The 12865-nt window shown below is 58.9% G+C and carries 11 protein-coding genes and 2 pseudogenes; 9 read left to right on the top strand and 4 right to left on the bottom strand.

Features of this window, described 5'->3' with window-relative positions; all coding sequences use genetic code 11:
• Window positions 1-30: 30 nt before the first annotated feature.
• Window positions 31-153 (bottom strand): hypothetical protein, encoded by a 123-nt coding sequence (locus tag AB4N76_RS16015; RefSeq protein WP_460163238.1) that lies wholly within the window; start codon window positions 151-153, stop codon window positions 31-33.
• On the opposite strand from AB4N76_RS16015, the gene argS reads away from it, so the two are divergent.
• From argS to AB4N76_RS15970, 9 genes and pseudogenes are all read left to right on the top strand, one after another.
• On the top strand, window positions 152-1888 hold the full coding sequence (gene argS, locus AB4N76_RS16010) for an arginine--tRNA ligase (RefSeq protein WP_077432314.1): 1737 nt from the start codon (window positions 152-154) through the stop codon (window positions 1886-1888). The genes AB4N76_RS16015 and argS overlap by 2 nt on opposite strands.
• A gap of 12 nt (window positions 1889-1900) precedes the next feature.
• Window positions 1901-2599, top strand: a pseudogene (locus AB4N76_RS16005) (SPOR domain-containing protein); the annotation flags it as partial.
• 248 nt (window positions 2600-2847) lie between these two features.
• Window positions 2848-3378, top strand: coding sequence for an ATP-dependent protease subunit HslV (gene hslV / locus AB4N76_RS16000; protein WP_046031180.1), 531 nt, complete (start codon window positions 2848-2850; stop codon window positions 3376-3378).
• A gap of 55 nt (window positions 3379-3433) precedes the next feature.
• Window positions 3434-4771: an HslU--HslV peptidase ATPase subunit gene (gene hslU / locus AB4N76_RS15995; protein WP_046031181.1), complete on the top strand. Its 1338-nt coding sequence runs from the start codon at window positions 3434-3436 to the stop codon at window positions 4769-4771.
• A gap of 165 nt (window positions 4772-4936) precedes the next feature.
• Window positions 4937-5314 carry a gamma-butyrobetaine hydroxylase family protein gene (locus AB4N76_RS15990; protein ID WP_460163237.1) on the top strand — a complete coding sequence of 126 codons (378 nt, stop codon included), beginning with the start codon at window positions 4937-4939 and terminating at the stop codon, window positions 5312-5314.
• Window positions 5315-5572: 258 nt separating this feature from the next.
• Complete coding sequence (phaC, locus tag AB4N76_RS15985) at window positions 5573-7252, top strand: class II poly(R)-hydroxyalkanoic acid synthase (RefSeq protein ID WP_046031183.1); 1680 nt, start codon at window positions 5573-5575, stop codon at window positions 7250-7252.
• A gap of 147 nt (window positions 7253-7399) precedes the next feature.
• Entirely contained in the window at window positions 7400-8254 is an 855-nt protein-coding gene (gene phaZ / locus AB4N76_RS15980; RefSeq protein ID WP_046031184.1) for a poly(3-hydroxyalkanoate) depolymerase, read from the top strand.
• A 125-nt stretch (window positions 8255-8379) separates the two neighbouring features.
• Window positions 8380-10060: pseudogene (phaC, locus tag AB4N76_RS15975) on the top strand (class II poly(R)-hydroxyalkanoic acid synthase).
• Between the two features lie 59 nt (window positions 10061-10119).
• On the top strand, window positions 10120-10740 hold the full coding sequence (locus tag AB4N76_RS15970; RefSeq protein WP_046031186.1) for a TetR/AcrR family transcriptional regulator: 621 nt from the start codon (window positions 10120-10122) through the stop codon (window positions 10738-10740).
• Window positions 10741-10918: 178 nt separating this feature from the next.
• Here the strand turns inward: AB4N76_RS15970 and AB4N76_RS15965 are convergent, their stop codons facing one another.
• The 3 genes from AB4N76_RS15965 to AB4N76_RS15955 form a co-directional block, all read right to left on the bottom strand.
• Window positions 10919-11776: a phasin family protein gene (locus AB4N76_RS15965; protein WP_460163236.1), complete on the bottom strand. Its 858-nt coding sequence runs from the start codon at window positions 11774-11776 to the stop codon at window positions 10919-10921.
• A gap of 10 nt (window positions 11777-11786) precedes the next feature.
• Window positions 11787-12209 (bottom strand): phasin family protein, encoded by a 423-nt coding sequence (locus AB4N76_RS15960; RefSeq protein ID WP_046031188.1) that lies wholly within the window; start codon window positions 12207-12209, stop codon window positions 11787-11789.
• 250 nt (window positions 12210-12459) lie between these two features.
• A complete protein-coding gene (locus AB4N76_RS15955; RefSeq protein WP_027922116.1) occupies window positions 12460-12735 on the bottom strand; it encodes a polyhydroxyalkanoic acid system family protein in 276 nt (91 codons plus the stop codon).
• Window positions 12736-12865 lie beyond the last annotated feature (130 nt).

Genomic DNA, 12865 nt, shown 5'->3' with positions numbered 1-12865 from the left:
AAGCCTTGCTCCTACAAACGAAGACATTTGTCACCACATATCCACATCCTGCCTGCTAAGGTTGGCAAGCCCGCCTTCGCAACGGATAATGCCCAGTTTTTCCACCAGCGCATCGAAGCGCCGCCGCGCTTGCGGTCGAAAAGAGAAGACCATGAAAGACACCATTCGCCAGCTGATCCAACAAGCCATCACCCAACTCGTCAACGAAGGTGTGTTGCCTGAAGGCCTGTCGCCGGCGATCCAGGTGGAAAACTCCCGCGACAAGAAGAACGGCGACTTCGCCAGCAACATCGCCATGATGCTGGCCAAACCGGCCGGCATGAAGCCGCGCGACCTGGCCGAGAAAATCATCGCCGCGCTGCCGGCTGATGAAAACATCACCAAAACCGAAATCGCCGGCCCGGGCTTCCTGAACTTCTTCCAGAACACCCAGGCCCTGGCCTCGCGCCTGGACGCCGCACTGGCCGACAGTCAGATTGGCGTGCGCAAGGCCGGCCCGGCACAGCGCACGGTCATCGACTTGTCGGCACCGAACCTCGCCAAGGAAATGCACGTCGGCCATTTGCGCTCGACCATCATCGGTGACGGTGTCGCGCGAGTCCTGGAATTCCTCGGCGACGAAGTGATCCGTCAGAACCACGTGGGCGACTGGGGCACTCAGTTCGGCATGTTGATGGCGTACCTCCAGGAAAACCCGATCACCAGCGACGAGCTGTCGGACCTGGAAAACTTCTACCGTGCCGCGAAGCAGCGCTTCGACGAATCCGAAGAGTTTGCCGATCGTGCCCGTGGCCTGGTGGTCAAGCTGCAAGCCGGCGACCCGGACTGCCTGGCGCTGTGGACCAAGTTCAAAGACATCTCGCTGTCGCACTGCCAGAAAATCTACGAACTGCTGAACGTCAAACTGACCATGGCCGACGTGATGGGCGAAAGTGCCTACAACGACGACCTGATCAATGTGGTCAACGACCTCAAGGCCGCCGGCATGCTGGTCGAAAGCAACGGCGCCCAGTGTGTGTTCCTCGACGAGTTCAAGAACGCCGACGGCGATCCGCTGCCAGTCATCATCGTGAAAGCGGACGGCGGCTACCTCTACGCCACCACCGACCTGGCGGCCGTGCGTTATCGCAGCGGCAAGCTCAAAGCCGATCGCGCGCTGTACTTCGTCGACCAGCGCCAGGCCCTGCACTTCCAGCAAGTGTTCGCCGTGGCGCGCAAGGCCGGCTTCGTGACGCACCCGATGGAAATGGAACACATGGGCTTCGGCACCATGAACGGCCCGGACGGCCGGCCGTTCAAGACCCGCGACGGCGGCACCGTGAAGCTGATCGATCTGCTGGTCGAAGCGCAAGAGCGCGCCTATACGCTGGTGAAGGAAAAGAATCCTGACCTGGCTGAAGAGGAACTGCGCAATATCGCCAAAGTGGTGGGCATTGCAGCGGTCAAATACGCCGACCTGTCCAAGCACCGCACCAGCGACTACAGCTTCAACTTCGAGCTGATGCTGAACTTCGAAGGCAACACCGCGCCTTACTTGCTGTACGCCTACACTCGCGTTGCCGGCGTGTTCCGCAAGCTGGGCAAGGACTTCACCGAAGTCGAAGGCCAGATCGTGCTGGAAGCGGCGCACGAACATGAACTGGCCGCCAAACTGGCGCAGTTCGGCGAAATACTGAACAACGTTTCCGACAAAGGGACGCCGCACATCCTGTGCACCTACCTGTACGATGTGGCCGGCCTGTTCTCCAGTTTCTATGAGAACTGCCCGATCCTGAGCGCCGACACCCCGGCGCAAATGCAAAGCCGTCTGCGCCTCGCCGCACTGACCGGTCGCACACTCAAGCAAGGCCTGGAACTCTTGGGTCTGGAAACTCTGGAGCGTATGTAAGTTGGCTGCCAAGAAAAACCTGCACCCAAGCGTGGCGCCAGCCGATACCAAGCTCCAGCAAAGCAACCGATCCCGGGTTGGTTGTGGATGGCCATCGGCCTGACGGTCGGCGCGTTCATCGTTTTCCTGATGAAACTGGAACCGGGCAAGGGCAGCGACACGGTCAAGCGCGAGAAGGTGGAGCAGCAACAGAAAGCCACCAAGATCGCCGAGGCCAACAAGACCCCGCCGAGCCCGACGCAACCGGTGAAGCCGAAATACGACTTCTATACCTTGCTGCCGGAATCGGAAGTGATCGTACCGCCGGATGCCGTGCCGGAAAAAACCCTGCCGACGCCACAGGTGCCAGCCATTCCGACCACCCCGGTGACACCGGCGGAAGCGGCGAAGATCGACACGGCGCGCGCGCAGGCTGCCCTGGCCGGGATAACACCACCGCCACCGCCGCCCGTCACCAAAGCCGCGCCGGTGACCAAGTTCTTCCTGCAGGCGGGCTCGTTCCGCAAAGAGGCTGATGCGGACAAGGTTCGTGCGCAGATCATTCTGCTGGGCCAGGCCGTGGCGGTTGAGTCCGGCACGGTGAAGGATGAGACCTGGTATCGCGTTCTGGTCGGGCCGTTCAGCAACCGCGAACAACTGACCACCGCGCAGAAACAACTGTCGGGTGCCGGGTTCAGCAACCTGTTGTTACAACAACGCCAGAGCCGCTGATTTCCCGGCAGGATCTGTGCGTCATCGTTCATCGCGGGCAAGTCGAATCGTCGCACCGCCGCTCCCACAGGATATGCGCTATCCCTGTGGGAGCGGGCTTGCCCGCGAAAGCGTTCTGATAAACACCACACATCCCATCTGACTCACACCACTCGTCCCCTCTCCCGCCCCGCAGTTGAAAAATCCTCCACCACCCCCATATGAGTTGGCATAAGGCATTTTCGCCCCGCTGCGTGGAGACTCTTCCCTTGACCACCATCGTTTCAGTTCGCCGCCACGGCAAAGTCGTCATGGGCGGCGACGGCCAGGTTTCTCTCGGCAATACCGTGATGAAAGGCAACGCGAAGAAAGTTCGCCGCCTGTACCACGGCCAGGTGATCGCCGGTTTTGCCGGGGCCACCGCTGACGCCTTCACCCTCTTCGAGCGTTTCGAAGGCCAGCTTGAGAAACATCAAGGTCACCTGGTTCGCGCGGCCGTCGAGCTCGCCAAAGAATGGCGCACCGACCGCTCCCTGAGCCGCCTCGAAGCCATGCTCGCCGTTGCCAACAAAGACGCCTCCCTGATCATTACCGGCAATGGCGATGTCGTAGAACCCGAAGAAGGCTTGATCGCCATGGGTTCCGGCGGCGGTTACGCCCAGGCCGCGGCCAGCGCACTGCTGAAAAAGACCGATCTGTCGGCCCGGGAAATCGTCGAAACCGCCCTCGGCATTGCTGCCGATATCTGCGTATTCACCAATCACACCCAGACCATTGAGGAGCAGGACTGCGCCGAGTAAGCCCGTGTTGGCCATCGCGCCACGGCTCATTCTTGCTTGAGGTCCGCTAAATACTATGTCCATGACTCCCCGTGAAATCGTCCACGAACTCAATCGCCATATCATCGGCCAGGACGATGCCAAGCGCGCCGTCGCCATTGCGCTGCGCAACCGCTGGCGCCGGATGCAGCTGCCTGAAGAGCTGCGCGTTGAAGTCACCCCCAAGAACATCCTGATGATCGGCCCGACCGGTGTCGGCAAAACCGAGATCGCTCGTCGCCTGGCCAAACTCGCCAACGCGCCCTTCATCAAAGTTGAAGCGACCAAGTTCACCGAAGTCGGCTATGTCGGCCGCGATGTGGAATCGATCATTCGTGACCTGGCTGACGCAGCTATCAAACTGCTGCGCGAACAGGAAATGACCAAGGTGCGCCACCGCGCCGAAGACGCTGCCGAAGAGCGCATTCTCGACGCCCTGCTGCCACCGGCACGCATGGGTTTCAACAACGATGAAGCACCCTCGGCCGATTCCAACACCCGCCAGCTGTTCCGCAAGCGTCTGCGTGAAGGTCAGTTGGACGACAAGGAAATTGAAATCGAAGTCGCCGAAGTGTCCGGCGTCGACATCTCCGCGCCACCTGGCATGGAAGAAATGACCAACCAGCTGCAAAGCCTGTTCGCCAACATGGGCAAGGGCAAACGCAAGAGCCGCAAGCTCAAGGTCAAGGAAGCGCTGAAACTGGTGCGCGACGAAGAAGCCAGCCGCCTGGTCAACGATGAAGAGCTGAAAGCCAAGGCACTGGAAGCGGTCGAGCAGCACGGCATCGTGTTCATCGACGAAATCGACAAGGTGGCCAAGCGCGGCAATTCCGGCGGTGTCGATGTGTCCCGCGAAGGCGTACAGCGCGATTTGCTGCCGCTGATCGAAGGCTGCACCGTCAACACCAAGCTGGGCATGGTCAAGACCGACCACATCCTGTTCATTGCCTCCGGTGCGTTCCACCTGAGCAAGCCGAGCGACCTGGTGCCAGAGCTGCAAGGCCGCCTGCCGATTCGTGTCGAGCTCAAGGCGCTGACGCCTGAAGACTTCGAGCGCATTCTCAGCGAGCCGCATGCCTCGCTCACCGAGCAATATTGTGCACTGCTGAAGACTGAAGGCCTGGGCATCGAGTTCCAGCCGAGCGGCATCAAGCGCATTGCCGAGATCGCCTGGCAGGTTAACGAGAAGACCGAGAACATCGGTGCCCGTCGCCTGCACACCTTGCTTGAGCGACTGCTTGAAGAGGTGTCGTTCAGCGCCGGTGATCTGGCCAGCGCCCATGACGACAAGGTGATCCTGATCGACGCCGACTACGTCAACAGCCACCTGGGTGAATTGGCGCAGAACGAAGACCTGTCCCGTTATATCCTGTAAGCCATAATTACAGCGATAGCGGATCTACAGGGGTCCAAAATGTGGGAGCGGGCTTGCCCGCGATGGCGTCCTCCAGGACGGTAAAAGCATCGCGGGCAAGCCCGCTCCCACAGGGTTCATCATTGATCCGTCCCTGATGATTCCTCCAAGACGGATGCCACTCTCATGACCCAACTCCCCACCGACATCAAACTGCACAAAGCCTCGAAAACCCTGTCGCTGAAATACGCGTCGGGCGAGGAATACACCCTGCCCGCCGAATTCCTTCGCGTGCACTCTCCCTCCGCCGAGGTCCAGGGCCACGGCAAACCTGTCCTGCAATTTGGCAAGATCAACGTAGGCCTGAGCAAGGTAGAACCGGCCGGTCAGTACGCACTGAAATTGACCTTCGATGACGGCCACGACAGCGGCCTGTTCACCTGGGAATACCTCTATGAATTGGCGCGACGTTATGACGCACTTTGGGCGGATTATCTTGCCGAGCTCAAAGCGGCCGGAAAAACCCGCGACCCGAATGAATCCGTCGTCAAGCTGATGCTCTAAGTCAGGCCTCTTGCTCTTTAGAGGGCATTTTCTAATTTCATCTGTTTGAATGCTCCGCTTCTGGGTCAATGATTGGCCTGCTTGCGAAAAAAATTAAACTCGGGTAACCAATGGAGCTGGCAAGTTCCCTGCAGTGCTCTCTGAACTAAAAAGCAGCGATGCAGTATTAACGGTCACCCGAGCAGTAGTACCTGGCATTGGCTGTGTGACTACACCGCTGGTATCAGGTACTCGTCTCAGGACAATGGAGCGTCGTAGATGAGTAACAAAAATAACGATGACTTGAAGACTCAAGCCTCGGAAAACACCTTGGGGCTGAATCCTGTCATTGGGCTGCGTGGAAAAGATCTATTGGCTTCTGCTCGCATGGTGCTCAGGCAGGCCATCAAACAACCGATTCACAGTGCCAGGCATGTCGCCCATTTCGGCCTTGAACTGAAGAACGTGTTGTTCGGCAAATCCGAACTTCAACCGTCCACCGATGACCGTCGTTTTGCCGATCCGGCCTGGAGCCAAAACCCGCTCTACAAACGTTATTTGCAAACTTACCTGGCGTGGCGCAAGGAGCTCCACGACTGGATCGACGACAGTAATCTGCCACCCAAAGATGTCGCTCGCGGGCACTTCGTGATCAACCTCATGACCGAAGCCATGGCCCCGACCAATACGGCGGCCAACCCGGCGGCGGTCAAACGCTTCTTCGAAACCGGTGGCAAGAGCCTGCTCGACGGCCTCTCGCACCTGGCCAAGGACATGGTGAACAACGGCGGCATGCCGAGCCAGGTCAACATGGGGGCATTCGAAGTCGGCAAGACCCTGGGCGTGACCGAAGGCGCGGTGGTGTTCCGCAATGACGTGCTGGAACTGATCCAGTACAAGCCCACCACCGAGCAGGTGCACGAACGCCCATTGCTGGTGGTGCCACCACAGATCAACAAGTTCTACGTGTTCGACTTGAGCCCGGAGAAGAGCTTGGCGCGCTACTGCCTGCGCAGCAATGTGCAGACCTTTATCGTCAGTTGGCGCAACCCGACCAAGGAACAGCGCGAGTGGGGTCTGTCGACCTACATCGAGGCGCTCAAGGAAGCGGTCGACGTAGTCAGCGCTATCACCGGCAGTAAAGACATCAACATGCTCGGCGCCTGCTCCGGTGGCATTACCTGCACCGCGCTGCTGGGCCATTACGCGGCAATCGGCGAGAAAAAGGTCAACGCCCTGACGCTGCTGGTCAGTGTGCTGGACACCACCCTGGACAGCGACGTCGCCCTGTTCGTCGACGAGCAAACCCTGGAATCCGCCAAGCGCCAGTCCTATCAGGCCGGGGTGCTGGAAGGCCGCGACATGGCGAAAGTCTTCGCCTGGATGCGCCCCAACGACTTGATCTGGAACTACTGGGTCAACAACTACCTGCTGGGCAACGAGCCGCCGGTGTTCGACATCCTGTTCTGGAACAACGACACCACACGATTGCCGGCCGCGTTCCACGGCGACCTGATCGAGATGTTCAAAAGTAATCCACTGATCCGCTCCAATGCACTGGAAGTGTGCGGTACGCCGATTGACCTCAAGCAAGTCACCGCCGACATCTATTGCCTGGCTGGCACCAGCGACCACATCACCCCGTGGAAGTCCTGCTACAAGTCAGCGCAACTGTTCGGTGGCAAGGTCGAGTTCGTGCTGTCGAGCAGCGGGCATATCCAGAGCATTCTGAACCCGCCGGGCAACCCGAAATCGCGCTACATGACCAGCACCGAAATGCCGGTCAAGGCCGAAGACTGGCAAGAAAACTCCACCAAGCACACCGATTCCTGGTGGCTGCACTGGCAGGCATGGCAAGCCGAACGTTCGGGCAAGCTGAAAAAATCCCCGACGGTTCTGGGCAACAAAACCTATGTCGCGGCCGAGGCGGCACCGGGCACTTATGTGCATGAGCGGTAACTGACACACCTCGCGCCCCTGTAGGAGCCGAGCTTGCTCGCGAAGGCGGCAGCACAGTCAATATTGCTGAGCCTGCCCCACCGCTATCGTGAGCAAGCTCAACGCCTACAGAGGATCGGGGATGAATTAACCCACAGGGCTTGAAGCATGCCGCAACCGTTCATCTTTCGTACCGTCGACCTGGATGGCCAGACCCTCCGCACGGCAGTACGCCCCGGCAAGCCTCACTTGACGCCCTTGCTGATTTTCAACGGCATCGGCGCCAACCTGGAGCTGGTGTTTCCGTTCGTCGCGGCACTGGACCCGGACCTGGAAGTCATTGCTTTCGACGTACCCGGTGTCGGCGGTTCATCCACGCCGAACCGGCCTTATCGTTTCCCGGGCCTGGCGAAACTCACGGCACGGATGCTCGACTATCTTGACTACGGACAAGTCAACGTCATCGGTGTGTCCTGGGGTGGCGCCCTCGCCCAGCAGTTCGCGTATGACTACCCCGAGCGCTGCAAGAAACTCGTGTTGGCGGCCACGGCGGCCGGCGCGGTGATGGTGCCGGGCAAACCGAAAGTACTGTGGATGATGGCCAGCCCACGGCGCTACATCCAGCCGTCTCATGTCATCCGCATTGCTCCGATGATCTATGGCGGCTCGTTCCGTCGCGATCCCACCCTGGCGGCCAGCCACGCGGCGAAAGTCCGTTCGGCAGGCAAGCTCGGGTATTACTGGCAGCTGTTTGCCGGTCTTGGCTGGACCAGCATTCACTGGCTGCACAAGATCAACCAGCCGACCCTGGTATTGGCCGGCGACGACGACCCACTGATCCCGTTGATCAACATGCGCATGCTCGCCTGGCGTATTCCCAACGCCCAGTTGCACATCATCGATGACGGGCATTTGTTCCTGATTACCCGCGCCGAGGCGGTGGCACCGATCATCATGAAATTCCTCGAAGAGGAACGTCAGCGCGCCGTCATGCACCCACATCCGTCGCCATTGAGCGGTTAATTCGGGAATTTGTTTACCCAAACAGGCAGGCAGGACGCCACGCCGCGCAACAACCCACAACAGCGACTATGGTGATCTGGTTCTGTTTGTTTGTTTTTGGCTTGAAGACGAAGGAGTGTTGAGACATGCGCGAAAAACCAGCGAGAGACGCTTTGCCCACTCCCGCCGCGTTCATCAACGCACAGAGTGCGATTTCCGGCCTGCGCGGCCGGGATCTGATTTCGACCCTGCGCAGTGTCGCGGCCCATGGCTTGCGCAACCCGGTGCACAGCGCCCGCCACGCCTTGAAGCTGGGCGGCCAGCTAGGTCGCGTATTGCTGGGTGAAACCTTGCACCCGACCAACCCGCAGGACAGTCGTTTCAACGACCCTGCGTGGAGCCTCAACCCTTTTACCGACGCAGCCTGCAGGCCTACCTGAGCTGGCAGAAACAGGTGAAAAGCTGGATCGACGACAGCGCGATGTCGCCCGACGATCGTGCCCGCGCGCACTTTGCGTTTGCCTTGCTCAATGACGCGGTGTCGCCAACCAACACGTTGCTCAATCCATTGGCGATCAAGGAGATCTTCAATTCCGGCGGCAACAGCCTGGTGCGCGGTATCAGCCATCTGGTCGACGACCTCTTGCACAATGACGGCCTGCCTCGGCAAGTCACCAAGCAAGCGTTCGAAGTGGGCAAAACCGTGGCCACCACGACTGGCGCCGTGGTGTTTCGCAACGAGCTGCTGGAACTGATCCAGTACAAGCCGATGAGTGAAAAACAGTATTCCAAACCACTGCTGGTGGTGCCGCCGCAGATCAACAAGTACTACATTTTCGACCTCAGCCCGCATAACAGTTTCGTCCAGTACGCCCTGAAGAATGGCTTGCAAACCTTCATGATCAGTTGGCGCAATCCGGATGTGCGTCATCGCGAATGGGGGCTGTCGACGTACGTTGAAGCCGTGGAAGAAGCGATGAATGTCTGCCGGGCGATCACCGGCGCCCGCGAGGTGAACCTGATGGGTGCCTGCGCCGGCGGGCTGACCATCGCCGCGCTGCAAGGTCACTTGCAGGCCAAGCGACAGCTGCGGCGAGTGTCCAGCGCGACCTATCTGGTGAGCTTGCTCGACAGTCAAATGGACTCCCCGGCAACGCTGTTTGCCGACGAACAGACCCTTGAGGCGGCCAAGCGAAAGTCGTATCAAAAAGGCGTGCTGGAAGGTCGCGACATGGCGAAGGTGTTCGCCTGGATGCGTCCCAATGACTTGATCTGGAGCTACTTCGTCAATAACTACCTGCTCGGCAAAGAACCGCCAGCGTTCGACATCCTCTACTGGAACAACGACAACACTCGGCTGCCGGCAGCCTTTCATGGTGATCTGCTGGACTTCTTCAAGCACAACCCGCTGAGTCATCCGGGCGGCCTTGAAGTGTGCGGCACCCCCATCGATTTGCAGAAAGTCACCGTCGACAGCTTCAGCGTCGCGGGCATCAACGACCACATCACGCCGTGGGATGCGGTGTATCGCTCGACCCTGCTGCTGGGTGGCGAACGACGCTTCGTCTTGTCCAACAGCGGTCACGTACAGAGCATTCTCAACCCGCCAAGCAATCCGAAAGCCAACTACGTCGAGAGCGCAAAACTGAGCAGCGATCCGCGGGCCTGGTACTACGACGCCAAGCAAGTCGACGGCAGTTGGTGGTCGCAGTGGCTGGAGTGGATTCAGCAACGTTCCGGGGCACAAAAAGAAACTCACATGCCCCTCGGCAATCAGAACTACCCCCGCAGGAGGCAGCACCCGGTACCTACGTGCGTGTGCGCTGACGTTCAACCCACCACGGCCGACGCCGGCCGTGGCCTGACTCGACCATTAAGAAGACTGGATGAAAACCCGCGACCGGATTCTCGAATGTGCCTTGCAGTTGTTCAATCACAAAGGCGAACCGAACGTCTCCACCATGGAAGTTGCCAACGAGATGGGCATCAGCCCCGGCAATCTCTACTACCACTTTCACGGCAAGGAACCGCTGATTCTCGGGTTGTTCGAGCGTTTCCAGACCGAGCTGGCGCCGCTGCTCGACCCACCCGCCGATGTGGAACTGGGACCAGACGATTACTGGCTGTTCCTGCACTTGATCGTCGAACGGCTGGCGCACTACCGGTTTCTGTTCCAGGACCTGTCGAACCTCGCCGGGCGCCTGCCGAAACTGGCCAAGGGCATACGCAATTTGCTCAATGCGCTGAAGCGCACACTGGCTTCATTGCTGGCGCGGTTGAAGGCTCAAGGGCAGTTGGTCAGTGACACCCAGGCGTTAGGGCAGTTGGTGGAACAGATCACCATGACGCTGCTGTTCTCGCTGGATTACCAACGGATTCTGGAGGGTGAAGGTGAAGTGCGGCTGGTGGTGTACCAGATCATGATGCTGGTGGCGCCGCACTTGCTGCCGCCGATCAAGGTCGCGACGGAGCAGATGGCCCTGCAATATCTCGAAGTCCACGACTAACCTTGTAGGAGCCGAGCTTGCTCGCGATGGCGTCGTGTCAGTCGATATTAAATTGGGCTGACACACCGCCATCGCGAGCAAGCTCGGCTCCTACCAAGGGCTGCGTCGCTCATTGAACCGTGCACAAACAAAAACGCCCGACCTTGGCAGGCCGGGCGTTTTTTTGAGCCCCGGGTTATCAGGACTGACTGGTTGGCGTCGATGGAGCTGGCGCGACAGTCGGGGTAACAGCTGGGGTTGGCGCAGTCGCGGAGTTCGATGCGCTGACCGGTGCTGTCGGGGTTGCCGGTTTGGCAACCGCAACGGCTGGTTTTGCAACGGCTTTCGGTGCGGCCGGTTTTTTCACTGCCGGCTTCTTCGCTGCAGCAGGTTTTGCTGCCGGTTTGGCGGCTGCGGTTTTGACAGCCGGTTTAGCCGCTGGCTTAGCGGCCGCTTTGGCGGCGACCGGTTTGGCCGCTGGCTTGGCTGCTGCAGGTTTGGCGGCGGCAGTCTTGGCAGCTGGCTTGGCCGCTGCTTTCGCGGCTGGTTTGGCAGCCGGTTTAGCGGCAGCTTTGGCCAGTGGCTTGGCAGCCGATTTAGCAGCCGGTTTGGCCGCCGCGGTTTTCGCCGCAACAGGCGCAACCTTGGCACCGGTGAGTTTTTCGATTTGCTTGGTCAGGGTGTCGACCTTGCTGTGCAGTGCTTTGACTTCGTTGCGGCTCGGGACACCGAGGCGCGAAATGGCGCTGTTCAGACGCTTGTCGAAAGCCCCTTCCAGTTCATCCCACTTGCCCAGCGCACGATCTTTCACGCCGCTGATGCGCGACTTGGCCGACGAAGCAGAATCCTTGGCGGCGTCGACTTTCTTGCCAACAGCGCTCTTGGTGAGCTTCTCGGCTTTCTCGCCGTCTTTGACCAATGTATCGAAGAGCTTGCTGCCGTCAGTGTCGATCTTCGAGTACACGCCTAAACCAGCCAGCCAGATTTTGCGGGAGTAGTCTTCGACTTTCCCGATCCACGAGCTGCCTTCTTTTTCGGTGTTCTTTTTAACAGCCATCCCGTTCTCCTTAAGATTTACGCGCGACGTTTTCGAGCAATGCCGTCAGCTCATCGAGCTTAGCAGAGAGTGTCTCAACGTCATGTTTAGACGGAATGCCGATACGATTCAAGGCACTTGCGACACGCGAGTCAAAAGCCTTCTCGACCTTGTCGAGTTGAACTTCGACCTTGCCTTTGAAAGTGCTCACTTCACTCTTGGCTTCATCGATCTCGGCATTAGCGGCTTCAAGTTTCTCAGCCACTACTTTTTTGCCTTTCTTTTCAACAGTTTGACCAGCCTTGATCAACTCTTGAAAGTAATCGCTGCCCTCTTGGCCGACCTTGGCGTAGGCACCCAGGCCTGCCAGCCAGATCTTGCGGGCATAGGATTTGACGTCGCCCAGAGCAGTGGTCGATGCGTCGATTTTTTTCTTCAGAATAACTTTGGCCATGGTGCACCTCACGCGCAGAAGGTTTGAGGAACTGCCCGGATAAGTGTCGGGCTCAGGCACAAAGTAGGGAGAAAAATTAGAAACGGCACCCTAACAACTGACATAAACCAGTGGTGCCACACACCTCGACCTGTAGGAGCCGAGCTTGCTCGCGATAGTCCCTCATCATTCAAAATGGATGTGGACTGACACACCGCCATCGCGAGCAAGCTCGGCTCCTACAGGGACTGCCTTCAAAAATCGATGCAGGTCACACCAACGCTTTATCCAGCGCCTTCTCGATTTCCGATTTAATCATGCCGCTCATGGCCGACATCATCAGGCCCAGCTCGACATCGACGCGGATCGAATCTTCGCTGACATGCACCGCGCCTTTCACGCCGGAGCGCTTGAGGTTCAAGGTGTCACCCGACCACTGCGGCTCCAGGCCATATTGATCGGACAATTTCTGCGCCAGCTTGTCGGCCTTCTCGCGAGCCGCTTCCTTACCCAGGCCGTGGGCGCGTTCAACACTAATACGGGCCATCAAATGACTCCTGCTTTATGAATGCTTGGTCGGTAAATCCTGACCGCGGGTGCGGCAAAACGTCCCGAGGGTGATCCATCTTACCTTCAGCCTTGCCAAGACAAAGCATCCCTTGGGGATTAGAATGTCC

The sequence above is a fragment of the Pseudomonas sp. S2_F03 genome, from assembly GCF_054668335.1.
The sequence above is the reverse complement of the archived record's forward strand: the minus strand, read 5'-3'. Positions and strand labels throughout refer to the sequence as shown.